This is a genomic window from Brucella pseudogrignonensis (genome assembly GCF_032190615.1).
GTDB classification, from domain to species: domain Bacteria; phylum Pseudomonadota; class Alphaproteobacteria; order Rhizobiales; family Rhizobiaceae; genus Brucella; species Brucella pseudogrignonensis_B.
Map to the genome: position 1 here is coordinate 36,990 of NZ_JAVLAT010000002.1, position 25,259 is coordinate 62,248.

A 25,259-nucleotide genomic window follows, 5' to 3' on the forward strand; every position below is an offset into this window, starting at 1 on the left:
ACAATTAAACCAGTATCTCACTGCATCTAAATTGTACTTGTCTAATGATTGTATACCCTGTTTGTTTGTATACAGTGTGTGCGCACATATCAATTGCCTGCGGGACGTTCCATGCAGGTTTAGCCATGAAAGATGCATGATGAGCGAGACCACCATCCTGAGCATTTCCACGCTTCACGACCGCGTAGAGGCGATTTTTCGTAAAGCAGGGCTGAACGCTATACAGGCTGCTGCCGTCACGCGCGTTATTATCGCGGGTGAACGCGATCACTGCAAATCCCATGGCATATATCGTATCGAAGGTGCGCTGCGCACAGTCAAGGCCGGAAAGGTAAAGGCAGACGCGATTCCTGAAATCGTGGCCGATGAAGCGTCAAGTATCGTACGGGTGAATGCGAATTTCGGCTTTGCCAATGCTGCGTTTGAAACAGGCGTTCCTGTGCTTGCCGAGCGAGCGCGTAAGAATGGCATTGCAGCGCTTGTCATCAATGATTGCACACATTTTTCGGCACTCTGGCCTGAAGTCGAAGCACTGACAAACGAAGGTCTGGCAGCACTCGTCATGTGCCCAAGCTACGCGACCGTTGCACCAACCGGCGGCAACAAACCACTGCTCGGCACCAACCCGTTTGCATTTGGCTGGCCACGCAAAGAAACCTCACCTTATGTTTTTGACTTTGCAACATCGGTTGCAGCACGTGGCGAAATCGAACTGCATCGCCGCGCTGGTAAGCAATTGCCGGAAGGCTGGGCGCTGGATGCAGAAGGCAACCCGACAACCGACCCGGAAACTGCACTTGCTGGTGCCATGTTGCCATTTGGCGGACATAAGGGTTCAGCAATCAGCACGATGGTTGAACTCCTTGCAGCCATCATGATTGGCGATTTGACCAGCCCGGAAGTGCTCGACTTTCTTGGCACGACAACCCTGTCGCCAGTGCACGGCGAACTGATCATCGCATTCTCGCCAGAAGCTTTTGCGAAAGGCCGCCCGGGCGATCCGTTTGCGCGTGCGGAAATGCTTTTTGACGCTATTGTCGGACAAGGTGCCCGCCTGCCCTCGCAGCGCCGCTTCAAGGCACGCGCTGAGTCCGAAAGTGAAGGCATCAAGCTCACCAAAGCAGAAATTGACCAACTCGATCTTCTGCTGGAAAAAGGCCTAGACGCCATTAGTTAAAAACAAAAAAGCCCTCCAAACGGAGGGCTTTTTCAATCTATTTCTATATTCAAGCCTTGTAGGTCTGAACAGCGCCCGGAAGCTTGCTCCACTCGGCATACCAGCTATTGAACAGCTTGAACTGTGCTTCAACATAACCACGCTGGCTGTCGGAGAGCTTATCGCTTGCGTTGAAGTGCAGCGTATATTCCTTGTCACCCTTCAGAACCATCATATGCTTGAAGTAAAGCACGAGGTCCGGGCCTTCGTCGAAAGACGAAAGAACTGCAAGCGCCTGTTCGAGTTCAAGCGCACGCTGGCGCGCATCGGCGTCACCCTTTGCTGCTGCCTGCGACAACTTGCAAAGCTGGATAACTTCCTTCGGCAGAACATTGCCGATGCCAGTGATAGCGCCGGTTGCACCGCAATTCACAAATCCATGGAACACAGCCGTATCAACACCGATCATCAGCGTGACATCGTCATCGCGGCTGGTGATGTTTTCGGCTGCATAACGCATGTCAGCAGGACCGCCGAATTCCTTGAAGCCAACGAGGTTAGGATGTTCCGCACGCAATGCGAAAAACAGATCGGCACGGGTTGCAAACCCATAATAAGGGCTGTTGTAGATAACTGCAGGAAGATCAGGTGCAGCCGAAAGCACAGCCTTGAAATGGTCCTTTTGTGCCGCAATCACCGAGCCACGCGACAGAACGCGCGGGATAACCATAAGGCCCTTTGCGCCGACTTTCTGTGCGTGGGCAGCATGGGCGGCAGCAACAGCAGTGTTTACAGCGCCAGTACCAACGATAACCGGAATGCCAGCAGCGGTCAGGCGAGCAACGCCTTCCATGCGCTGTTCATCAGTCAGCAGAGGCCAGTCGCCCATTGAACCGCAATAAACGACCGCCGACATACCAGCATCGATCAGTTCCTGCCCCTTGCGCACCAGCGCATCAAAGTCAGGCGTGCGGTCGTACTTGCACGGGGTCATCAGAGCCGGAATCACGCCGGAAAAAATATTGGCAGCCATCGAAAACTCCTCTCAGCGCACTTCCGTCGAACTGCAACGCAGCATTGCTACGGACAATGCAACAAACAAAACCAGAGCGATTTGACCGTTATGACATTTGCCATTTTCAGTTCGCTGCAACTGATATATCAGCCTGTATTTTATTTGTCGACAAAAATTACACGGCGCTACAGGTTTATTTCCAGACGGTCATCGCGCATCACCAGTTTCTGCACCTGCCGCACGATCTGCTCTGCATGTTCATGCGCCAGCTGTTCGGCCAGTTTTATGTCCCGCGCAGCGATTGCCGCGATCATTTCTTCATGCTCTTCGACAAAACGCCGTGGCAGACGATCATTATAAGACTGATAATAGAGCCGCAGAATGCGTCGGCCTTCATCGAGCAAGCGTTTGAAGAGGCTCGTGAAATATGGATTGCGACCCGCCTCTGCGATTGCGAGATGAAGCTCCGCATTGGTCGCTATCATTAAAAGTGCATCCTGCGCTTCCACAGCTTTGGCGAATTCCACCTGATGAACAGCGATGATGTCTAGGTCTTCCCGTCGATGGTTCTTTGCTGCAAGCTGGGTCGTGACGCGATACATCAGGGTCAACGCATCGAAATAGGTATGCATGTTAAGAAAATCGATGTTCGACACCATCGTCGAGCGATTTGGCAGGGTGTCGATTAGGCCCTCGCCTGCCAGTCGCACCAAAGCCTCACGGATCGGCGTACGGGACATTTTGAACCGCTCTGCCAGTTGAACCTCGTCGATCGGGCTGCCGGGCGGCAGCACCAGATCAAGGATTTCATCGCGCAGCAGGTCATAGACCATTTTCCCGCCAGAACCGCGCTTGCGTTCAGGGATGGCGTTATAATCGCTTTCCGTCATCAGCATATCCTTTAAAGCATTTCCAGCAAAAGTGCGTAGCGGTTTTGCGTAGGATAATGCGACAAACAAAAATCACGCGAATGGTTCTGTTGGTCCTTTTGCGGGCTGCGTAAACCACTGCGCGCCCTCGGCGCTCATGTAAATATGATCTTCGAGACGCACGCCAAACTGTCCCGGCACGACAATCATCGGCTCATTTGAGAAGCACATACCCGCTGCCAGCGGCAACTGATTACCACGCACGATATAAGGCGCTTCATGGATTTCCAGTCCCAAACCGTGGCCCGCACGATGCGGCAGGCCGGGGAGCTGATAATCCGGCCCCAACCCATGTTTAACCAGCACGGAGCGAGCAGCATCATCGAGACTGGAACAGGCAGCACCGAGCTTCGCAGCGTCGAAAACGGCTTGCTGCGCTTGCCGTTCAATGCTCCAGATGCGTTCAAAATCGGCTGTCGGCTCATCAAGCATATAGGTGCGTGTCAGATCGGAATGATAACCATCGATCCGGCAGCCGGTATCAACCAGAATGACATCGCCATTCTTATAGAACTGTTCGCCATCTGCACCATGAGGCAGAGAGGTGGCCTCGCCAAAAGAAACGATGCAGAAGGTCGAGCCGCCTGCACCCATTTCGCGATGCTGCTCATCGATAAAACGAACGACATCGGACGCCGCGATGCCCGGACGAATGAACTGATGCGCACGGCGGTGCACTTCCAGTGTCAGTCCCATGGCATATTTGATAATGTCGATTTCCGTCTGCGACTTGACGATACGCTGTTCCCGAATGATCGGTCCAGCATCGACAAGGCGTTCTGCACCAATTTCACGGCGCAATGCGTTATAAACAAACAGCGGAACAGCATCGTCAACAGCGAGCGTTTCACCGGCTTTCAGGAGGGAAGCGACGAGAGAAGCACTATTTTCCTCTTCCTGCCAGATGCGGATTTCGCCAGCCGAATGTGGAAGACTTTCAACCCGGCTCTGCTCAAACCCCGGAACAATATAAACAATCTCGCTGGATGTAATGACTGCACCAAGCAACCGCTCGCTGGAATGCCCCACAAGGCCTGTGTAATAAAGCAGACTTTCCGTCGACCCAAGCAGCATGGCCCCAATGTTTTTTTCGCTCAAATTGCGGCGAAGAACATTGATACGCTCCAGTCGCTCCTCGTTGGAAATGCCTGGATGTTGGGTATTGAGAGACATTGCTTGTTCCTTTCAGCCTGCCGCGGACTCGGTGACAAGCGGAAAGGATAAATCTCTGTACGCAATTTGTCGACAGTACTAGATTTTGACCAAACCTGTGCGCTTTAGCAGCCCCATCAGCGCCAGCGGCAGCAACGTTGTAAGCAGGATTGCGATGAAAGCCATCGCCATGCCAAGCCCAATCGACCCCTGCTCAAACTGCCGCCAGATGAAGATTGAGATCGTCTGCATGCCAACGGGTGCCACGAGAATTGAAGCCACAAGTTCGCGCGTTGCCACTGCAAAGACCAGAAGCATTGCGGTAATTAAGCTTGGTGCGATCAGCGGCAGCATGATGCGGCGAAAGGTCGTGAAGCTACCCGCTCCACAAACGCGCGCGGCGGCTTCGAGATTGTCACCGATCTGATGAAATGCCGCTGTCGCATAACGGATCGGCTGCGGCAACAGAATACAGCAATAAGCAAGCAGCAGGATCAGCGGCGTATTGTAAGGTGAAATCAGCAGCGATGGCTGGTTCCATGCAAGGATAAGGCCGACAGCCACCACGACACCGGGAAGCGAATTTGGCAACACCGTCAGAACATCGAGCCAGAAACGCCCACGGAAACGCATCTTAACAACGGCATAAGCTGCAACCGCGCCCAAGAATCCGGTTAGCAACGCACTCGCAACACCCAATGACAGGCTGTTGGTCAATGCGCGCATAGCGCCTGCACTGTTATCCGCAATGGCTGCAAAATTGTCGAAACCAAGATTGGATGGTGTCAGCCCGCCCGAAATGGTCTTCGACATAGCGGTTGCCAGAATGGCAAGTAACGGTACGCCAGTCGCAGCAAAAGCGACCACACCAAACAAAATTACGACCGGAATTTTGAATGCGCCGAGGTCACGCTTGTCCTTGTTTTGCGGCTTACCGCCAGTTGTCACATAAGAGCGACGCGTCAAAATCCAGCGTTGCAGCATAAAAGCTGCAAGCGACAATAATACCAATGCGAGCGAGAAAACAGCTGCGCCCGAAAGATCAATCGGCCAATCGGAAATACGCATATCAATTTCCGTTACCAGCACTTCGAAGCCCGAACGACTTCCAAGCGCTGCCGGTGTACCATATTCCTCAATTGCCGAAGCGAAGACCAGCAACAGGCTTGCGGCCAGTCCCGGCGTTGCAAGTGGCAGCGTAATACGGAAAAACGAACGCCAAGGTGAAGCACCAAACACACGACCAACATCGGAATAGCGTGGACCAACGGCTTCGATCGTCCGGGAGACTGCGAAGTAGACCAGCGGAAACGTGTTGAGCGCCATCACAAATGTCATACCGCCAAGAGAAAACAGGAACGGCGCGAGGTTGAATCCGACAAGCTGATCAAGATAACCGCGCGGCTGCAATGTCATGATCCAGCCTAGCGTTGCGATATAAGGCGGGATCATGAAGGGCACGAGCATCAGCACATCCCAACCCAGTGCAAAAGGCACTTTATAAAGCGCCCGGAATACGGCGAGCGGAACTGCAATAACAGCTGAGAGCACGACGACGCTGACACCGAGCAAAACAGTATTGCCGGTCATACGTAAGAGTTTGGGATCTTCAAAAAGAGCTGGCAGGTGCACAAAAGGGGCACTGAGAATCCCCTGCCCGATCTGCGGAAAAATGGCCTGCAGAACAATAAAAATAAATGGAACCGCGACGACAATGGCGAGGCCGATAACGGCCACAAGCCCAAGCGGATTTGCAGCGGTAGCGGTCTTTGCACTCATAATTGCCTCTGCGGTATTCCCGCTGCCATGAAGCATGACAGCAAATTAAAAACAAATGAGTTGGCTCTCCCCAATCTGAGAAGAGCCACCCAGACTTTACTTCTTCGCGCCGAAAATCGCGTTGAATTCCTTCAAAGTCTCATTGCGCTTGCCGTAGACCGCTGCCGCATCAATCGGAAGGATTTTCAGATCACTGATCAGCGGACGGTTAGCAGCAACATCAGAACGAGCAGGCATCAGATAAGCCTTCGCCACAATTTCCTGACCTTCATCCGACAGCATGTAATCGATGAATTGCTTGGCTTCGTCTTGATTTTTCGACCAGTTGAGGATCATGGCCGGACGCGGAGCAATGACCGTACCCGATGTCGGGAAGATGACGTCAATCGCTTCGCCCTTGGCCTTGCCAGCAAGCGAGATGTAATCAACCGCGCCAAAAACTGCGGCTTTCGCGCCCTGAAGCACTGGGTTCAGCGCTTCTGCATTTGCCCCGGCAGCAACTGCGCCGTTGGCCTGAAGATTCTTGAACAGATCCCAGCCCTGTGTTTCCGAGAGCGCTGCAACAAGTTCAAATGTTGCACCCGACTGCGATGGATCCGGAAGATTGACCAGATCCTGATATTCCGGATTGGCCAGATCAGCCCATTCGGTTGGCTTGGGCGTCTTGCTGTTTGGGTTCCAAGCGATACCAAGCGCTGAAACACCCTGAGCAACAGCAGTTTCGTTCTTCAGGAAATCAGGAACTTTTGCGGCATTCGGGCTGGTGTAAGCCACAAGCCAATCGCGCTTGGCAAAATCCGTTGCTGTATCCCACGAAGCCGAAATCAGAACATCCACTACAGGATTGGCCGCTTCAGCTTCGATGCGCGCCATGACCTTGCCGGTCGTTGCCTGAAAGACATTGACCTTGGTACCGGTCTTGGCTGTAAAGCCCGCCGCCAGGCCTTCAATCAGCTTGCCTGGACCAGCCGAATAAACGGTGATGTCGGCGAAAGCTACCGAGCTTGCGAGCAGAGCTGCGGCAAATGCCATACCTGCACCAATAAGGGACTTTTTCATAAATCTCTCCTGAGATGTGCCTGAGATACTAGTGTTAGTGGGAGAACCAGCGGAGTTGCTCTGCATCAATTGCGATACCAACCGGCACGCCGGGCGTAAGACGGCGGCTATCGAGATAAGTCAATTCATGCGACACAGTCTGTGAACCGATGCGCACAGTCGTCAGATGACCGTCACCACGAAACTGCGTACGCAGAACAGTTGCGGGAATAGATGAATTGCACAATTCAACGCTACGTACCGACCGCGAGGGAAGAAGTACATGTGTCGCCTGTTCGGGCGCTACGCTGTTCGCAAGCCGGATTTCCGTTTGCGCTATGCGATAGCCAGTACTTTCACGCTCAACTGGCATCACACAGCCAAGACGAAGGAAATCAGCAACGGCTGGCGTTTTCGGTTGCGCGACAAGAACCTCGGGTGCTGCCAGCTGTTCAATAATGCCTGCCCGCATGATCGCGACCTGATGAGCGAGCGAAAAAGCCTCGCTTTGATCATGGGTTACATAGATTGCAGTCAAGCCAAGATTGGCAACGAGCTGACCAATTTCGGTGACCATGTTCTCGCGTAATTCGCGATCAAGATTGGAAAGCGGCTCGTCAAAAAGCACAAGACTGGGTTCGGCAACGATTGCGCGCGCAATTGCCACGCGCTGCTGCTGACCGCCCGACATATCGCTGATCGAACGATCACCGAAGCCTTTAAGTCCAACGCGATCCAAAGCTGACTTCACACGCGTTTCGCGCTCGGCACGTCCAATGCCACGCATTTCCAACGGAAACGAAACATTGCCATAAACCGTCATATGCGGCCAAAGCGCATAATCTTGGAAAACCATTCCCAGATGCCGTTTTTCCGGCGGTGAAAACTTTCCTGTTGTTGCATCAGCAACTTTTACGCCATTGATGGTGATTGATCCGGTTGTGGGTGCCAGAAGACCTGCCACCAGACGCAGCAATGTGGTTTTTCCGCAACCGGATGGACCAAGCAGCGCAAGCGTCTGGCCTTTTGGTAAGGTCAGATCGATGTTTCTGAGGATCGTATTCTTGCCATAGGCGAGGCTCAAACCTTCTGCCTCGACAGCAACATCCACGTGTATTTTAGTTTCATGTAACATAAGCGCGCAATCTTAATAGTTTGCGTGCTTTTATTCCGGCTGCATGACAGCCGGATGACATAATTTATATTAAAAAATCTATCATGTTAGCGTCTGCTGCAAATCGCCTTCTCAAGAAAAGGAAACAACAAACATGACTTCATCAGGTCAAAACAAGAAATTTTGATAGCATGAAACTCATGATTTTTGTTAATATTGACGATTCAGTCTAGTATATAATTATATTATCAATTAAAACAATAATTATAAGAACGATTACATCACCATTATTTTATCTTAGCTAAGTATTACATTATAACGGATACAGCGCCTCCAATTTCTATTTTATGCTTCATCTTATACGCTCAAACGACATCTTCACAATTCAGTTTTCAAATTACGATTATTAGCGCTTATCAGGTCAATTCCCTGGTCAAATTTTATCTACAAATGCTGGTATTCACGAAAGCTGGGCCGACCGTGCGCTTAATCATTTGCACGCGAAATGAAGCACAATTGTCCGCATATTCACGCAAACTGCTGCTAAATCTGTACACTTATGCTGAGCTTGCAACACTACTTCACGTTAAATAAAAAGCCGGGTAAGAAGCCCGGCTTATATCTTTTAATCTTCCGTGATCAGGCTGTCCTTGCTTGTATCGCGCATACGCAAATATACAACCAACGAAATGCCGATCATAACGGTAACTACCAATAGAATCCACGTTCCCAGCCACTGCTCTTAAAACTCAGGGCCACATATTCGGCAGTTCCACCGAACAAGGTATTAGCGAGAGCATAAGGCAACGCAACGCCAAGTGCACGAATATTCGCGGGGAAAAGTTCCGCTTTAACCACTGCATTGATTGATGTGTAACCTGTCACAATAATCAGCGCGCCCATCACAAGCATGCCTGCAACCCAAGGATCGCGGGTCTGCTCCAGCGTTGAGAAAATGGGATACGTGAACAGAACACCTGCCGCGCCAAAGGCCACCATAAGCGGCTTACGACCGATTTTATCCGAAAGAGCACCAGCGATGGGCTGCAAACACATGAATATAAAAAGTGTGATCGCATTGATTTGGCTCGCAATTTCACGACTGAAGCCAGACGTATTGACCAAAAATTTCTGCATATAAATCGAGTAAGCATAGAAAGCGAGCGTGCCGCCAGCGGTCAGCAACATGACCAGCGCTGTCTCCTTTGGATGATACTTAATGAGTGTCCAGAAACCCGACTTTGGTGCATCATTAGATTTCGCGTTCTTGAAGCTTTCTGTTTCAGCAAGACCACGGCGAAGCCAGAAAACCACAACGGCAAGCAATGCACCGACAAAGAACGGAATACGCCAGCCCCATGCTTCGAGGGCCGATGTATCCATCGTGCTTTGCAGCAGGACCAAAAGAGAAATCGCGAGCAACTGACCAGAAATAAGTGTCACGTATTGGAAAGAAGAAAAGAAACCGCGGCGGCTTTTTCCTGCCATCTCCGAGAGATAAGTCGCACTCGCGCCATATTCACCACCGACTGATAACCCCTGCATCAAACGAGCAAGCACCAAAAGAGCCGGTGCAAGCAGTCCGACAGTTTCATAACCCGGAGTCAGCGCAATGATCAACGAGCCAGCACACATCAGGGTAACGGATAGAGCCAGACCAGCCTTACGTCCTTTGCGATCAGCATAAACGCCCATTATCCACGCACCGATCGGACGCATAACAAAACCAACTGCGAAAACTGCAGCCGCGCTTAGGAGTTGAGCTGTCTGACTTTCAGAGGGAAAAAAGTGCGGAGCAAAGTAAAGCGTAAAGGCCGCATAAACATACCAGTCAAACCACTCGACAAGATTACCCGTAGATCCGCCAATAATAGATTTTAGCCGACCATTCGTGCTTAGCGCATCACTTTGCTTGGACGTAATTGAAGCCATGCGGCTGCTCCTTGATGTCTCTATATTGCCTGTTTCACCCGTTTTAGTGCCTCAAGGCACGCTTTCGGGTGACTTACATGTGTTGTAATTTATTCTTAGAGTTGTTTCAGATGCGCCTAATGCAGCACTTACAACGAGGAAACTGACGAGAGTTAATGGCGCATGACTCAATGGTACGGCACAAACCCTGGACTGAACTCAAGCTACGTTCCGTTCCCGTTTTCCACTGAGATACAAAACTGTACATTTGCCACGGCAAGCATTGGTTTCCTCCTGACGAAACTCCCATACCCGAAGTTGCGTTAAAATGCGGGACAAACCGATAAATCGCTAGCCGAAAAAAAATTACGCTTAGCCTATTGAAAACTATGTACTTATCGCAATTTCGTCATATTTCAGACCAGCTTAATGTGCAATTTTTTGCGTGACAATCTTTCCATCTGTGCATATTTCTGCACAAATGGATATTTCAAAGAAAATTATTAAAGTCATTTTCGTTCTGCTCGTTTTTCTATTGACCATAGCGACTTGGACAACAGCACGAATATGGTCCGAGAACATTGCACTTGAAAAACTTAATGATGATGCGACCCTGATCGCACGACAGCAAACTCGACTAGTCGATAGTGAGCTAGCAAAATTTCGTCTCCTCCCCACTGTCCTTAAAGAGTATAGCGACCTCAATGAGGTGCTTGACGGCGGACAAAACACGGCAACGCAACGACTGAATAAAAAACTGAATTTTTTAGCCCAGGAAATTGGCTCACCCATCATTTATGTCATCAAGAACGACGGCACCGTTGTTGCTTCCTCCAATGCAAATACGCCGGAAAGTTTTATGGGGAGAAACTATGGATTTCGCCCCTACTTCAAAGGATCCATGAGCGCCGGTGCGGCAGAGTATTACGCTATAGGTGATCTCAGTGGGCGCTTTGGTCTCTTTATAGCCAAGAGAATTGGCGATGAAACCACCCCTAAGGGTGTCGTGGTAGTTAAGTTTGAGTTCAACCAGCTTGTGAGTACTTGGGCAAACGATCCTGGCCAAACCTTTGTCGTAGACCCACGAAGCATCATATTGGCATGCACGCACAGAGACGAGGGTTTGCGGTCTTTTTCCCCAATCCCTCCAGTTGAACTCAAAAACATTAGTCAAAGTGGGCAATTTAAAGTCGCAGATCTTTTACCCAGTCTATACAGGCGAGAGACCCCGGATTTGATGCGCGGGCCTACTGGTACAAAATTTATAACAGTTGAAGAGCCAATTGCAGGTACAGAGCTCAAGTTACTTCACATTGAAGCTATTGAGCCCGCAACAAAGAAAGCAAATGACGATGCGAGGTTGATAACTGTCGCAGCACTTCTGGTCTTTCTGATAATCGGAACTGCAATCTATTGGCGAGCAACCCGTGCCGCACGTGCAGCCTCCGATAAAGCTGCCCTTGAAATCGCCGTTACGAATCGTACTGCCGAATTGAATGCGGAAATGGCCGAACGGGAGCGTGCAGACAGACGCTTCCGACAAGCACGAGAAGAGCTAGCACAGGCAAATAGACTTGCGTCGCTGGGTTCCATAACAGCGGGCCTCGTACATGAAATCAATCAGCCTGTTGCAACCATACAAACCCTGTCAGAAAACGCCCAACACCACCTCGGCAAAGGAAGACTGGACAAAGTTGCCGCTAATCTTGCATCGTCGATTGAGTTGACCTCTCGCATTGGATCTATAACGCAGGAAATGCGTCGATTTGCACGTCGAGGACATCGCGAAGTGGTTCCTACAAACGTCGGTGAACTACTCGAAGAAACGTTGCTGATTATGGGAGACCGCTTCCGTAATGCCGGTGTCGAACTTGAATTTTCAGATAACAGCACCATCACAGTCCTGGCAAATCGTGTGCGGCTGGAACAAGTATTGGTCAACCTCTTTCAAAACGCTTTGGATGCAATTACGAACCACCCCACGCCGCGTATTGTACTGTCCATAGACCAGGATGATCAGTTTGTATCAATAACTATAGCAGATAATGGACCCGGTATAGACCCTGCGCTTAGCGACAAAATTTTCAGCCCTTTCATATCCGGAAAAGCGGATGGTCTCGGTCTGGGCCTTGGTATTGCGCGCGATATCATACTTGATCTCGAAGGCACATTGCGCATCGTTCCTTCACACTTAGGCGGCGCGGCCTTCGAGGTTAAAGTAAAACGAGCAAAAGAAACATGACCGCCGAAACCCCTGATATGAACCCATTACGCGTGATGCTTGTCGACGATGACATCGCTTTTCGCGCAGCGCTTGCCGATTCTTTTGAAATTGCCGGATTTCAGATCGAAATACATGCCGATGGACAGTCAGCCCTGGCCAATCTAAATGCGGATTTTCCGGGCATTATTGTCACAGATATCAGAATGCCTAAAGTAGACGGCCATGCGATACTTGATGCTCTTTTAGCAAGTGATCCCGAATTACCAGTGATTCTTATGACTGGTCATGGTGATATCAGCATGGCGGTTACAGCGCTTAAAAAAGGTGCTTTTGATTTTATTGCAAAACCCTTTTCAATTGATCATATGATTGCAAGCATACGTCGCGGACTTGAAATGAGGCGTTTGGTTCTAGAAAATCGGCGTCTGCGAAAGGCAGCAACAGAAGCAGCTCAAGATTACCCACTGATCGGCGACACACCAGTGATGGTGAGGTTGCGCGAGACCATTAAACAACTTGCGAGTGTCGACGTCGATGTGTTGATCGAAGGTGAGACGGGAACCGGCAAGGAACTAGTTGCAAGGCTTCTTCATCGCTGGAGTACCCGGCAATCACGGAACTTCATCGCCGTTGATTGCGCTGCACTTCCAGATCCAATTGTAGATGAAGTTCTTTTCGGAAATCGTATCCAACGAGGAAGGATTGCCGATGCGGATCGCGGAACGCTATTCCTAGACGAAGCTGATAGCATGTCGCCGGTGCTTCAAGGCAAACTCCTGCGCGTTGTAGAAGAGCGGGAGCTTCCAAGCGCTAACGGCGACCCCCGCGCTGTCAATTTACGCGTTATTGCGGCAGCAAAAGGCGACTTAGAGGCAGCTGTTAAGGCAGGAAAGTTCAGATCTGATCTTTTCTATCGGCTTGAGACGGTGCGCATACGAATTCCCCCACTCAGGGAGCGCAGGAAAGATATAGGACTATTATTTTCCTACTTTATTGATGAAGCTGCTAAGCAATTTGGCCAGCCTCGTCCACAAATGGATGCAACCATTGAAAACCGATTGAATTCGGACGACTGGGCGGGAAATGTGCGCGAATTACGTAACTTTGCAAAGCAAGTTGTCCTCGGTCTGCATAGCGATTACGCAGAAAATGCAAACCTCTTGCCGCTTTCCGAACAAATGGACGAGTTTGAAGCTAAAGTACTTTCCGAAACACTTAAGAGATTAAATGGGGATGTTGGCCAAGCCGCTATTGTACTGAAAATGCCACGTCGTAGCCTTTATGCGCGATTGAACAGACATAAACTCGACCCAGCGTTATTCAGGAAGCGAAACTAATAACTTTAATTTTTATTAACGTATAAAATGCAATAAGCCCGCAAAAGCGGGCTTATACAATAATCTACTTCAGACCAAAAATGTAATCATTCCCACTCAATAGTGCCCGGAGGCTTCGAGGTCACATCGTAGACCACGCGGTTAATACCGCGCACTTCATTGATGATGCGGGTCGCCGCATTGCCAAGGAAGTTCATATCGTAGTGGTAGAAATCGGCAGTCATACCGTCAACGGATGTGACCGCACGCAATGCACAGACAAACTCATATGTGCGGCCGTCACCCATTACGCCAACAGTCTGAACTGGAAGCAGAACGGCGAAAGCCTGCCAAATTGTGTCGTAAAGACCAGCTTTGCGGATTTCATCAAGATAAATCGCATCAGCTTCCCGCAGGATTTCAAGCTTTTCGCGCGTGATGCCGCCCGGACAGCGGATCGCAAGACCCGGACCAGGAAACGGGTGACGGCCGATGAAGCTGTCAGGAAGACCAAGTTCCTTACCCAATACACGCACTTCATCTTTGAAGAGTTCACGCAGCGGCTCGACCAGCTGCATGTTCATGCGTTCTGGCAGACCGCCGACATTGTGGTGCGACTTGATCGTAACCGAAGGACCGCCCGTGAACGAAACGCTTTCGATAACGTCCGGATACAGCGTGCCCTGCGCGAGGAAGTCCGCGCCGCCCAGCTTGTTGGCTTCTTCTTCAAACACTTCGATGAAGAGCCTGCCGATGGTCTTGCGCTTCTTTTCCGGGTCGCTTTCGCCTTCAAGAGCCTCAATGAAGCGGTCCTGCGCATTCACCAGAATGAGCGGCAGATTATAATGCTCTTTGAACATAGCCACCACATCGGCAGCTTCGTTCTTGCGCATCAAACCATGATCAACAAGGATACAGGTTAGCTGATCGCCAACGGCTTCATGAATCAAAAGAGCAGCAACAGAGGAATCAACGCCGCCGGACAAAGCACAAATAACTTTACCCTTGCCAACCTGCTTGCGAATGGCCTCAACAGCCTGCTCGCGATAGGCAGACATCGTCCAGTCAGGCTTTATACCGACGATGTTATGTACGAAGTTCTGAATGAGCTTTGCACCATCAGGCGTGTGCACGACTTCCGGATGGAACTGAACCGCGAAATATTTGCGCTTCTCATCCGAAATGGCTGCGAAAGGTGCATTTGGCGATGTGCCGATAACCTTGAAGCCCTCAGGAAGCGCGGTAACGCGATCGCCATGGCTCATCCAAACCTGATGACGCGTGCCCTTTGCCCAGACGCCAGCAAACAGCGCGCTGTCTTCTTGCACTTCAAGGAAAGCACGACCGAATTCACGATCATGACCGCTTTCAACCTTGCCACCCAACTGGGCGCACATGGTCTGCTCGCCGTAGCAGATACCGAGAACTGGAATTCCAGTCTCGAAAATCGCCTGCGGCGCGCGCGGGCTGCCAATGTCCGTTGTCGAGTGTGGGCTACCCGACAAAATCACCGCCTTCGGATTGATGCGCTTATAGGCATCTTCCGCAGACTGGAACGGAACGATCTCGGAATAAACTCCGGCCTCACGTACGCGGCGTGCAATAAGCTGCGTGACCTGGCTGCCAAAGTCGATGATAAGGATAGTGTCAGGATTTGCTGTGGTGCTCATGCCGAGCATCTAGATAAAAAGCGGCAAAAATGCAATGGACGAAGTGCCACGTTTCAACAAACAAACGAAGAAACTTGCCCTATACTGACACATCCTTGTCAGGAAGTGTCAGTGCGTCAGCAACAATCGCCGCTTCAAGCGCCTCAACGGCATTCGCGAGCTTTTCATCAATGACGTGTAGAAACTCGGTCCAATCATCAACATGACGCAACTCACGCGCACCATCTGAAATGCCACGCAGGCCGATCAGATCGACACCATACGCCTGGCACGCACGCAGACACGCATAGGTTTCCATGTCTACCATATCGGCGTCGATGATTTCATAAGCTTTGCCAGACACGATATTCGCACCAGTTGAAAGCGATGCACGCGGCAGACCCGGGATGATACACGGCAAGTCGACGACTTTAGGCAAATCGAGAAAAGGCGTGCAGCCTTTTTCAAAACCCAAAGGTGACGCGTCCATATCGCGATAGCTAACAGATGAAACCTGAAACACCTCTGTTTGAGGCAGGCGAGCCGATCCGGCTGAGCCGATTGACACTACGATGTCTGGCAGCTCGCCTTGTTGTTCAAAGACCGTCAGAATACGCATCAGATTGATTGCTGATTCAACTGGCCCAACGCCGATCATCAGCGGCAAAAACAGCGAACTCAAATAAGGGCCATATTCCGCTTCTGTCGCCATGACGTAAAGAAGACGCTTGTCTGCAATGGTTTTGATCATCTCTGTCGCCCTTGCCCCTGCGCAACCACCCTGTTTGCGTTGCTCGCGAATAACAGCCTTTGCGCGTCGGCAAAAAAACTTGCCCATTGTGAATGATTACGACCGTATCAGAGCGAATAGCAAATACATTTGTCTGAGATTAAGTATTTCTATGCAGCACACTCACATAAAAACCATCTGTATCTGTCGATAGCGGAGAGAGTACACTACCTCGCGAAGGGAAAATGGGGGAAATAAGCCCAGCATCAGGCACAATTGATTGCCAGAGTTGTTTTGGATCTGCTTCAGAAAAATTGCTGTTTTCACCAAGAAAACGGTCGACTTGCTGGGTATTCTCTTCAGCAAAAAGCGAACACGTCACGTAGACCAGTCGTCCGCCGGGTTTGACATAATGCTTTGCAGCATCCAGAACTTCCTTCTGGTCCTGCACACGACGATCAAGTTGCTGCTCATTCAGACGCCATTTTGCATCAGGTCTACGCCGCCAAGTGCCAGAACCTGTGCAAGGTGCATCCGTGAGAACGAGATCCATACGTTCAATCAACGGTGCCAACGCATCCAGGTTTCCATGAATCTGCGTATTACGAACCCCTGCCCTCTGCAAACGATCATGCATCGGTGAAAGGCGCGCGCGCTCTGCATCATAAGCATGAACCTGCCCACTATTTCCCATGGCTGCGGCCAGAGCCAGGGTCTTACCGCCCGCACCAGCACAATAATCCAACACTTGTTCGCCGGGTTTCGCACCAGCAAACAAAGCAGCAAGTTGCGAGCCCAAATCCTGTACCTCAAACCAGCCGTCTAGAAACGACTGATCAGTTTGCACATTCGGATGACGACCAAGCGCTTCAATCGGCGGGATACGCAAAGCTTGGTCAAGCAAAGGCGCTTTACCAACGCCCGCCTTTTCCAATGCTTCAATAACCGCTTCGGGTTTCGCCTTCAGCAGGTTAACGCGAAGATCAACTGGCGGACGTGTCGAAAGAGCTTCGGCCTCACTCACCCATCGATCACCGAACTGTGCTTCAAGCGAAGGAACACACCATTCTGGCACATCTGCTCGAATATATTCAGGAGCATCCCCAACATCACGGCTTGCCCATGCTTCGCGTTGCGCCGTGCTGAGCGCTTCAGGAGCAAATTTATCGCCGTCGAGCGCTGCATCAATGGCTGCGAAATCCAATCCACCTTCGCAGACCAGCGCACCATAAGCCAATGCACGGGCGTCATCGCTATGCATACGCCAAGCAATAGACAATTTGCGGCGCAGTGCATCATAAACAATATTGCCAATCACGGCGCGATCACCCGCACCGGCAAAGCGATGCGACGCACCCCAATCCTTCAATGCATCGGAAGCGGGCCGTTTGACCACCTCAATATCGTTTAGAATCTCAATCGCCGCCTGAAGGCGTCCGCCAAGCCGCATTTCTGCTCCTTCATATTTATTACGTCGGGCATAGCCTTCCTTGGTGGGAAAAGGCAATCAGCAAATCGGTTGCAGCGAATTTAAAGTCTTACTGAAATGCAAAAAGCCGGAGCGGGGGCAACCGGCTTTTCACAAAATGAAGAAAATGGGCGGTTATTCCGCTGCATCCACTTCCTCATTAACGGCAATCGTATTGGCCTGATAGCCATGAGCGTTATGAAGCGCCTTGCGAACTCCAGCTTCGTAATCTGGATGTACCAGCTTGAAATGCGCCAACTGACGTTCGACAATAAAGCCCGGCACTCCACCCATCGCTGCTGCAATGTTTGAGAACAAACGCGCCTTCTGACCGTCGTCAAACAGATTGAACAAGGCACGCGGTTGCGAATAATCATCATTGCCGATGCGATGATTGTAGCGATCCGCATCGCCGCTCAGACGCAGCGGTGGTTCTTTCGCAGAAGGCTGCTCAACCGGGCCGTTGAACGAGTTTGGCTCATAATAAGCATCCGGGTTGCCCGTTGCAATGCCGCCATAGGTGTTCATCTGACCATCACGGTGGTAGTGATGTACTGGGCATTTCGGCTGGTTGACCGGCAGATTCTCATAATGCGTACCAAGACGATGGCGATGGGCGTCAGCATAGGAGAATAACCGTCCCTGCAACATCTTATCCGGCGAATAACTGATGCCCGGCACAATGTTTGACGGCGAGAAGGCCGCATTTTCGATCTCAGTGAAATAGTTTTCCGCATTGCGGTTCAATTCCATTATGCCAATATCGATTGGTGGATAGTCAGCATGCGGCCAAACCTTGGTGAGATCGAATGGATTGTAAGGCGTCTTGTCGGCATCCAGTTCCGGCATGATCTGCACCTGAACTTTCCACTTTGGGAAGTCGCCCTTCTCGATGGAAGTGAACAGATCTTCCTGCGTGGATTCACGCGTACGACCGATCACACGTTCAGCCTCTTCATTGGTCCAATGCTTGTGGCCTTGCAGTGTCTTGAAGTGGAACTTCACCCAGTAACGCTCGCCAGCATCATTCCAGAAGGAATAGGTATGCGAACCATAACCATTGATATGCCGCACGTCGGTTGGGAGACCACGATCCGACATCAGGATCGTCACCTGATGCAAGCTTTCTGGTGAAAGCGACCAGAAATCCCACATGGCCGTTGCCGAACGCAGGTTCGTCTTGGGATGACGCTTCTGGGTATGAATGAAATCCGGGAATTTCACGGGATCACGCACGAAGAACACCGGCGTGTTGTTGCCAACAAGATCCCAATTCCCTTCTTCTGTATAGAACTTCAATGCAAAGCCGCGAACATCGCGCTCAGCATCTGCAGCACCCTGCTCACCGGCAACGGTTGAGAAGCGCGCCAGCATCGGCGTTGTCGCACCCGGCTGCAAAGCCTTGGCTTTGGTATATTTTGAAATATCGCCAGTGATGGTGAGCGTGCCAAACGCCCCCCAGCCCTTAGCATGTACGACACGTTCAGGAATACGTTCACGGTTCTGATGCGTCAACTTTTCAATCAGCTGATAATCCTGCAATAGAACAGGACCGCGCTCGCCAGCGGTGAGGGAATTCTGGTTATCCGGAATAGGCGCACCAGCGCTTGTAGTCATAATCGGACGGTCTGCCATGGGAATTTCCCTCCTAAAAAAATATATTGGTTGGTCCAGCATTCAGCCTGGCTTGTTGCGTGAACATTATCTGCTGCCTCACACACTGGCTTGGTAACACGTGCAGTTTAGACTTATTCCAATAATAATTTCCAATTGATTTTTATTTCGCAATTGATAGGATTTCCTTATCATGTTTACGATCAGACAAATGCGCTATTTTGATGCGCTCGCGACCACTCTGCATTTTAGAAAAGCAGCCGAGCTTGCGCATATTTCGCAGCCTGCCCTTTCGGCACAGATTGCCGAAATGGAAGCCGTTGCGGGCGCACCTCTTTTCGAGCGTTCACAGCGTAAAGTCATCATGACAGAGCTGGGCCGCGAATTGCTGCCGGGTATTCAAACCATCCTTAAGGAGCTTCATGCACTTGAGGAGATTTCTGCGCAGAGCAAAGGGCTGTTACAAACCCAGCTCCGACTTGGAATCATTCCAACCGTAGCGCCCTATCTCGTGCCAAGTCTCATTCCACTACTACGGGAAAAGCATCCGTCATTTCGCCTGCAGTTGCGCGAAAGCGTGACAGCGAAGCTGCTAGAGGAGTTACACGCAGGCGAAATCGACGCCATCGTCGCAGCTTTGCCAATAGCTGATGATCGTCTTGCGCATCTAAAACTGTTTGATGATCACTTTCTAATTGCCACCTCCAGCAATGATCAGACAATCCTATCCTCACCCATGACGCAAGACAATATCGCACTCGACCGATTACTTTTGCTCGAAGAAGGCCATTGCATGCGCGATCAGGCGCTGGCAGTGTGCTCACTCCCATCCCAACGCCAACTGGTGAGGTATGGCGCAACAAGCATGGCCACATTGCTGCAGATGGTTAGTCATGGAATGGGGCTGACGCTTATTCCTGAAATCGCCGTTAGCGCGGAAACACGCAACAATAATATGCGCATTGTTCGGTTTGAAGGCGAGCAGCCAAAGCGAGAAATCGCCCTTTTCTGGCGCCGACAAAGCAAGCGCCTTAGAGACTTCCAGGCGCTGGCAGAATGCATAATGGAATCCGTCAAGCTATGACAATGAGTTAGCATTAGCATCACGAGTGCGATCAGGAGACCTTCTACTCACGACTATTGCCTTCTAAAAATGCAGATATGGAAAAATCGGAAAGTACATTTTTGAAAGTAGTAGAAGTAAGAGCAAGTTTTCGCCCGGGAAAAGGAGGAGGACACCCCTCTACAGGACCTATCGACCGCATGGAATCTATTTGAGGTGGACACGGTAGATAGAATATAGAGTTGCTGACCGTATAGCCTCCTCCTTTAAGATCATGACGATTTTTCAGCCTAATCTTGGCGTTTGGCAAAAGAGGACCGTCTATGAGTGGATCGCTACCAAACAAAAGTGGGAAATCTATATCGTGGATTGGTTCTGAAATAGGTGAAGAAACCTCTCTAAAACCCGACGCTCTCATTTTCAGTTCAGCCCCAGACATTGCCTGCCGATGGAACGGTTTGCCTTCAAACCGCAGACGGGGTTCGCGCAGTTCCGAAGCACCTATATCCTTGGGCACTCGGCGCATATTTCCCGCTCTTTCATCCGAAGAGCTCGCCATATGTGCACTTTCGTGGCGACCCATGGCACTCGGCGTTGCTGGACCAAAACTTCCTTGCCCCACGGAGTGGACAGACTCACTACCTCCAAATTGCTGCAAGCCAGGCCTTGCATACCGACCCCAAGCATTAATCTCGTCTTGAACAGCGGCCCGGCGCTCCGTGGTCATCGCAAAAGCCTCGGAAGCGAGAGGCTCATCAATTATCGACAACGGAATATTTTGATACATGCGATATTTCCCCTGTATTAATTGATAAAACAATTAAATAATAAATACATTTTATTGTATTTAAAAATAAAAATCTTATACCGTTAGCTTTATAATAATTTAACATAATATTATTTTACACAAATGCTAATTTCAGCATTTAAATTATTAAATATAAACTCCAAATTATCTAAAAAAATCAATCATACCAAAGTTGAATAACGTTTATCAGTACCATAGGAAGTCGATGGGTCGGCTTACGAGTTGGCGGATCACTGAAAATATACGACCCTGACCGCAACAGCATTTGATGAAATGAAAGCTAAAATCTCTCATCATACCCGTTTCGATGCGAAGGAACAGGTGGTTTTGTCATATAAATACTGTCAAATCTTAATTCGCTATTTTTAGAAATCCGCCTGTCTCGCGGATTATAAACCAGAGGCCATAGCGGCAAACCACTAAAAATTTCTTGATAATGAACCGACGACTCCACCCCTGACCACTGGTTCTTATCATGACCAGTCTCCGTATAAGTTGGTAGCCTTGGCGGTTGATCAAGGCTATGGTGTTCCTTCCGGCTCCCAAGAATCTTCGGGTGTATTTGAAGAAACCTTGGCATCATCAAAACTTCGCCTGACCAGCGCATTCCTCTCCTACAATAATTCAATTTCAGCGTTACCACCAATATTTGTATATGACCGAAAAAACCAATTCCTATTTGGTATGCATGATTTGACGCATGAGCAATGAATAATATTCAGTGAAACGATGCTGTTTAAATGACGAATGGCGAAACGTCTGCATTAATTCGATAATTATTACTCACATCTTATAAAATAATTTATTTATCATTATTATTAAAATATTTGATATTAATTTCCTAATACATATTAATATTAATTAACCACCTCTGAATAAAATAACAAATATTTAATTATATAAATTCAATTAATATATGTTTTTTGTTTTTTAATATCTTCATTCATTGAATATTTTGGGAGTGCGGGTAAATTTAGAGATTCCTGATAAGATGGAAGTGGGAAATGTGAGGAAACAAACCAATCAAAATCAGAGAAATCCATTCTCGTTATACTTTCAACGGAGACGTTCTCATTCTCTCTGACAAAGCCTAAAAAGGAACGATGTGTAAGATTTGACGAGTGTATTGCGCGGAGGTGGTGTACAGAAGACATCTCAAACCTGCGTACCATGCGCGGATTTGGAAACCTCGCATTATTCATTAAAACTCGTTCCATCTCTTGCATTTGCGCCATGATGCCCTCCAACCTTGTAAAATCAGGTCGAGCGACTGATGGTCGGGAATATTGTGAATGAAAATTAGATAAGCTCTCATCAACGCTACGGTCTATAGCTTCGGATCGTAACACCGATGAACCAAGATTATGCACTGTGAGTGGCACATTTCTCCGGATTGTAGGAGATGGTCTTTCTCTATCAGTTGACGACACACCATCACTGCGCAGTAATGGCGGTCTATTCCTCCTAGAGGCTAGACGCCTATCATCCAGCGCATCTCTGACAATTGTAGATTCCTCTAAAATTTCGTTCATTTCCAGAGGCACAGTTGGCATGACAGCATTCTCCTAGTTCAAATAACATTCAGACAATACATTCGAAACTCAGCCTAACATTCATTATACCCCACCCGTGAAGTTCAGAACTTCAAGAGTGATCGCTACATCATCCCTCGACCATTTATCACATCACTCGTCAGACCATCCAATAGACGATTCATCAGAACTATCCGAATAGTCTGCGTAACCGTCAAAGCGCCTATTTTCTAGTATGCGCAAGATTGCAGTTGCTGTAGAAGCTGGAGATAATCCCAGCGGTGGCGCAGGCGGTGGCGGTGGTGGTGGTGGTGGTGGTGGTGGTGGTGGTGGTGGTGGTGGTACTCGAACAGGGAGAACGCGAGTTCGCGCGCCCTTAAAGTGTAGTGGCTGATATATTGCCCCATCTAAACTAGGATTCCGAAATGGATATTCGGGATAGTTTGCAAGATTAAAACTCGGCTCAAGACTGCCGAACAAACTTAAGTTTCGCGCTTGAACTTTTTTAATCAACTCATTCTTAAAAGGACGTGGAGTTCGAAGAGGATTAATGGATTCATTTAAGCCCTCCTTCTCAATAGCGGACTCTGCATGAGGCATTCGGCCTGATGCAATTCCGTTTGCTGAGGCAACTGCGTCAAAACCAATTCGTTGTCGAATAGATGATCGAGCCCCACCCTCAAAACGGCTCACAAGCTCCCCGACACTAAACGTGGGCGAGCTTTCTAGATCTCTAGCGCTTCCAACCAATCCTCCCACCGACATATTTTGACGACCTCGTAAAGGCCCAGCAAAATCCCTTTGGACAGGATTACTTGGACCTTGAATCGAGTGTGGTTGAATATTTACTCTCACAGCTCTGATCTCAGGGTTCCGAGCGATTGTTTCGTCGTTAAAAACCTTTGCAGGGAGTGAAATGTCTTCTATTTCTAGCGTGCTAAACCAATCTGGCATCTACAAAACCCATAAATTATTTCTAACTCATTTAGGTATTGACATTAGAAAATAATCACGGGCTTGAACACCTGTAATGCCTGCCAAAAGACGACCTCATCTTTGCGAAGAGGCCGATTTGGGAGCATTTAAAATGCTACATACCACCCGGATAGTTCGGGCTTTCGCGGGTAATTGCCACGCCATGCGAATGGCTTTCACGCAGGCCAGCATTGGAAATGCGCACGAAAGTTGCCTTTTCGCGGAATTCTTCCAACGTCTTGGCGCCTACATAACCCATAGATGCGCGAAGACCACCAGCAAGCTGATGCAGAACCGCTGAAATCGGCCCCTTATAAGCGACCTGACCTTCGATGCCTTCAGGGACGAGCTTCAGCTCATCACGGACTTCTGCCTGGAAATAACGGTCAGCAGAACCGCGTGCCATAGCGCCAACCGAACCCATACCGCGATAGGATTTGAACGAACGGCCCTGATGCAGATAGACTTCGCCCGGGCTTTCTTCAGTACCAGCAAGCAGCGAGCCAGCCATAGCAGCGACGGCACCAGCGGCAAGTGCCTTGGCGAAATCGCCGGAGAACTTGATGCCGCCATCGGCGATCACAGGAATGTTGTGCTTTTGGGCGGCTTCGACCGCCGACATGATAGCCGAAAGCTGTGGTACGCCAACGCCTGCAACGATACGCGTCGTACAGATCGAACCCGGTCCGATACCGACCTTCACGGCATCCGCACCGGCATCAATCAATGCCTGAGTACCGCCCGCGGTGGCGACATTACCGGCAAGAATAGCAACATTTGGATAGGCTTTCTTGATACGTGCAACAGCATCAAGAACGCGCTGCGAATGACCATGGGCCGTATCGACAACAAGCAGGTCGACACCCGCGTCAATCAGGCGTTCTGCGCGTTCATAACCATCTTCGCCAACGCTTGTCGCGGCAGCCGCACGCAGACGGCCCTGCGCGTCCTTGGCCGCATTTGGATTGAGCTGCGACTTTTCCATATCCTTGACAGTGATCAGGCCAACGCAACGGCCCTTATCGTCCACAACCAGTAGCTTCTCGATGCGATGTGCATGAAGCAAGCGCTTGGCTTCGTCTTGATTGACATTTTCGCGAACCGTGACAAGGTTCTCGCGGGTCATCAACTCGTAAATTTTCTGAGCAGGGTCAGAAGCAAAGCGTACATCGCGGTTGGTTAGAATTCCAACGAGACGCCCTGGGCCCTTCGCACCGTTCTCGACAACCGGAATACCGGAAATGCGATGTGCCTTCATCACCGCTTGCGCATCGGCCAGCGTTGCATCCGGTCCGATAGTGACAGGGTTCACGACCATACCAGATTCGAACTTCTTGACCTGACGGACTTCTTCAGCCTGACGCTCAGGGGTAAGATTGCGATGAATAACGCCTATACCACCCGACTGTGCCATCGCGATAGCAAGACGCGATTCTGTGACCGTATCCATAGCAGCCGAAAGAAGCGGGAGGTTCAGTTCAATATCTTTGGCAATACGCGTGCGCAGGTCAACTTGCCCTGGCATAACCTCGGAATGACCAGGCTGTAAAAGCACATCATCGAAAGTGAGAGCGAGCGCGCCGGTGGACGATTCCACGATTTTAGCCATTGCCAATTCCTTTACCGGTTTTACTGAATGAGAAAAGTCGCCTCCTCCGGAGATAAATCCGGGAGCTGCGACTGGACTTCATTACGTGTTGAATTGGCACCGGCTGGTAACATGCTTATGACTGGTTGAAAAGTCTTTTACGGACAAGTTTCAGTTACTCGCTATAATTTTTATGAT

The 25,259-nt window shown here is 49.9% G+C and carries 18 protein-coding genes and 1 pseudogene; 5 read left to right on the plus strand and 14 right to left on the minus strand.

Annotated features, from left to right (window positions below; genetic code table 11):
* The first annotated feature begins 139 nt into the window (after window positions 1-139).
* Window positions 140-1,177: an Ldh family oxidoreductase gene (locus tag RI570_RS11605; protein ID WP_313830001.1), complete on the plus strand. Its 1,038-nt coding sequence runs from the start codon at window positions 140-142 to the stop codon at window positions 1,175-1,177.
* A 49-nt stretch (window positions 1,178-1,226) separates the two neighbouring features.
* On the opposite strand, the gene RI570_RS11610 is transcribed toward RI570_RS11605, so the two are convergent.
* The 7 genes and pseudogenes from RI570_RS11610 to RI570_RS11640 form a co-directional block, all read right to left on the minus strand.
* Window positions 1,227-2,189, minus strand: a complete 963-nt coding sequence (locus tag RI570_RS11610) for a dihydrodipicolinate synthase family protein (protein ID WP_313828686.1) — start codon at window positions 2,187-2,189, stop codon at window positions 1,227-1,229.
* 167 nt (window positions 2,190-2,356) lie between these two features.
* Window positions 2,357-3,061 carry a GntR family transcriptional regulator gene (locus RI570_RS11615; protein WP_409558660.1) on the minus strand — a complete coding sequence of 235 codons (705 nt, stop codon included), beginning with the start codon at window positions 3,059-3,061 and terminating at the stop codon, window positions 2,357-2,359.
* A gap of 72 nt (window positions 3,062-3,133) precedes the next feature.
* A complete protein-coding gene (locus RI570_RS11620) occupies window positions 3,134-4,273 on the minus strand; it encodes a Xaa-Pro peptidase family protein (protein ID WP_313828688.1) in 1,140 nt (379 codons plus the stop codon).
* Window positions 4,274-4,351: 78 nt separating this feature from the next.
* Window positions 4,352-6,031, minus strand: a complete 1,680-nt coding sequence (locus tag RI570_RS11625) for an iron ABC transporter permease (protein WP_313828689.1) — start codon at window positions 6,029-6,031, stop codon at window positions 4,352-4,354.
* A 96-nt stretch (window positions 6,032-6,127) separates the two neighbouring features.
* Window positions 6,128-7,090, minus strand: a complete 963-nt coding sequence (locus RI570_RS11630) for an ABC transporter substrate-binding protein (protein ID WP_313828690.1) — start codon at window positions 7,088-7,090, stop codon at window positions 6,128-6,130.
* A gap of 34 nt (window positions 7,091-7,124) precedes the next feature.
* Window positions 7,125-8,204 carry an ABC transporter ATP-binding protein gene (locus RI570_RS11635; protein ID WP_313828691.1) on the minus strand — a complete coding sequence of 360 codons (1,080 nt, stop codon included), beginning with the start codon at window positions 8,202-8,204 and terminating at the stop codon, window positions 7,125-7,127.
* Window positions 8,205-8,808: 604 nt separating this feature from the next.
* Window positions 8,809-10,115 (minus strand): annotated as a pseudogene (locus RI570_RS11640) (MFS transporter).
* 460 nt (window positions 10,116-10,575) lie between these two features.
* Here RI570_RS11640 and RI570_RS11645 point away from each other — a divergent pair.
* Entirely contained in the window at window positions 10,576-12,336 is a 1,761-nt protein-coding gene (locus RI570_RS11645) for an ATP-binding protein (protein ID WP_313830003.1), read from the plus strand.
* Window positions 12,333-13,655, plus strand: a complete 1,323-nt coding sequence (locus RI570_RS11650; RefSeq protein ID WP_313828692.1) for a sigma-54 dependent transcriptional regulator — start codon at window positions 12,333-12,335, stop codon at window positions 13,653-13,655. Before RI570_RS11645 ends, RI570_RS11650 begins: the two co-directional genes overlap by 4 nt.
* Before the next feature lie 86 nt (window positions 13,656-13,741).
* Here the strand turns inward: RI570_RS11650 and guaA are convergent, their stop codons facing one another.
* The 4 genes from guaA to katA all read right to left on the minus strand — a co-directional run bounded on the left by guaA (window position 13,742) and on the right by katA (window position 19,116).
* Window positions 13,742-15,304, minus strand: a complete 1,563-nt coding sequence (gene guaA, locus RI570_RS11655) for a glutamine-hydrolyzing GMP synthase (protein ID WP_313828693.1) — start codon at window positions 15,302-15,304, stop codon at window positions 13,742-13,744.
* A 79-nt stretch (window positions 15,305-15,383) separates the two neighbouring features.
* On the minus strand, window positions 15,384-16,034 hold the full coding sequence (locus RI570_RS11660) for a 5'-methylthioadenosine/S-adenosylhomocysteine nucleosidase (protein WP_313828694.1): 651 nt from the start codon (window positions 16,032-16,034) through the stop codon (window positions 15,384-15,386).
* Window positions 16,035-16,173: 139 nt separating this feature from the next.
* On the minus strand, window positions 16,174-17,463 hold the full coding sequence (locus tag RI570_RS11665) for an RsmB/NOP family class I SAM-dependent RNA methyltransferase (RefSeq protein WP_313828696.1): 1,290 nt from the start codon (window positions 17,461-17,463) through the stop codon (window positions 16,174-16,176).
* Window positions 17,464-17,616: 153 nt separating this feature from the next.
* The gene (katA, locus tag RI570_RS11670) at window positions 17,617-19,116 is read right to left on the minus strand and encodes a catalase KatA (RefSeq protein ID WP_313828697.1); all 1,500 of its coding nucleotides are present in this window, start codon (window positions 19,114-19,116) and stop codon (window positions 17,617-17,619) included.
* A gap of 172 nt (window positions 19,117-19,288) precedes the next feature.
* Here katA and RI570_RS11675 point away from each other — a divergent pair, with 172 nt between their 5' ends.
* Window positions 19,289-20,179: a hydrogen peroxide-inducible genes activator gene (locus RI570_RS11675; RefSeq protein ID WP_313828699.1), complete on the plus strand. Its 891-nt coding sequence runs from the start codon at window positions 19,289-19,291 to the stop codon at window positions 20,177-20,179.
* 43 nt (window positions 20,180-20,222) lie between these two features.
* Here the strand turns inward: RI570_RS11675 and RI570_RS11680 are convergent, their stop codons facing one another.
* Window positions 20,223-20,945 (minus strand): hypothetical protein, encoded by a 723-nt coding sequence (locus RI570_RS11680; protein WP_313828700.1) that lies wholly within the window; start codon window positions 20,943-20,945, stop codon window positions 20,223-20,225.
* Window positions 20,946-21,470: 525 nt separating this feature from the next.
* On the opposite strand from RI570_RS11680, the gene RI570_RS11685 reads away from it, so the two are divergent.
* Window positions 21,471-21,677 (plus strand): hypothetical protein, encoded by a 207-nt coding sequence (locus RI570_RS11685; protein ID WP_313828702.1) that lies wholly within the window; start codon window positions 21,471-21,473, stop codon window positions 21,675-21,677.
* 194 nt (window positions 21,678-21,871) lie between these two features.
* Here the strand turns inward: RI570_RS11685 and RI570_RS11690 are convergent, their stop codons facing one another.
* Window positions 21,872-22,519 (minus strand): hypothetical protein, encoded by a 648-nt coding sequence (locus RI570_RS11690; protein ID WP_313828703.1) that lies wholly within the window; start codon window positions 22,517-22,519, stop codon window positions 21,872-21,874.
* A gap of 1,069 nt (window positions 22,520-23,588) precedes the next feature.
* Window positions 23,589-25,082, minus strand: a complete 1,494-nt coding sequence (gene guaB, locus RI570_RS11695) for an IMP dehydrogenase (RefSeq protein WP_313828705.1) — start codon at window positions 25,080-25,082, stop codon at window positions 23,589-23,591.
* Window positions 25,083-25,259: the final 177 nt, after the last annotated feature.

Coding starts and splice junctions, on each gene's coding strand:
- RI570_RS11605 (WP_313830001.1), top strand. CDS start 140: ATGAGCGAGACCACCATCCTGAGCATTTCCACGCTTCACGACCGCGTA.
- RI570_RS11610 (WP_313828686.1), bottom strand. CDS start 2,189: ATGGCTGCCAATATTTTTTCCGGCGTGATTCCGGCTCTGATGACCCCG.
- RI570_RS11615 (WP_409558660.1), bottom strand. CDS start 3,061: ATGACGGAAAGCGATTATAACGCCATCCCTGAACGCAAGCGCGGTTCT.
- RI570_RS11620 (WP_313828688.1), bottom strand. CDS start 4,273: ATGTCTCTCAATACCCAACATCCAGGCATTTCCAACGAGGAGCGACTG.
- RI570_RS11625 (WP_313828689.1), bottom strand. CDS start 6,031: ATGAGTGCAAAGACCGCTACCGCTGCAAATCCGCTTGGGCTTGTGGCC.
- RI570_RS11630 (WP_313828690.1), bottom strand. CDS start 7,090: ATGAAAAAGTCCCTTATTGGTGCAGGTATGGCATTTGCCGCAGCTCTG.
- RI570_RS11635 (WP_313828691.1), bottom strand. CDS start 8,204: ATGTTACATGAAACTAAAATACACGTGGATGTTGCTGTCGAGGCAGAA.
- RI570_RS11645 (WP_313830003.1), top strand. CDS start 10,576: ATGGATATTTCAAAGAAAATTATTAAAGTCATTTTCGTTCTGCTCGTT.
- RI570_RS11650 (WP_313828692.1), top strand. CDS start 12,333: ATGACCGCCGAAACCCCTGATATGAACCCATTACGCGTGATGCTTGTC.
- guaA (WP_313828693.1), bottom strand. CDS start 15,304: ATGAGCACCACAGCAAATCCTGACACTATCCTTATCATCGACTTTGGC.
- RI570_RS11660 (WP_313828694.1), bottom strand. CDS start 16,034: ATGATCAAAACCATTGCAGACAAGCGTCTTCTTTACGTCATGGCGACA.
- RI570_RS11665 (WP_313828696.1), bottom strand. CDS start 17,463: ATGCGGCTTGGCGGACGCCTTCAGGCGGCGATTGAGATTCTAAACGAT.
- katA (WP_313828697.1), bottom strand. CDS start 19,116: ATGGCAGACCGTCCGATTATGACTACAAGCGCTGGTGCGCCTATTCCG.
- RI570_RS11675 (WP_313828699.1), top strand. CDS start 19,289: ATGTTTACGATCAGACAAATGCGCTATTTTGATGCGCTCGCGACCACT.
- RI570_RS11680 (WP_313828700.1), bottom strand. CDS start 20,945: ATGTATCAAAATATTCCGTTGTCGATAATTGATGAGCCTCTCGCTTCC.
- RI570_RS11690 (WP_313828703.1), bottom strand. CDS start 22,519: ATGCCAACTGTGCCTCTGGAAATGAACGAAATTTTAGAGGAATCTACA.
- guaB (WP_313828705.1), bottom strand. CDS start 25,082: ATGGCTAAAATCGTGGAATCGTCCACCGGCGCGCTCGCTCTCACTTTC.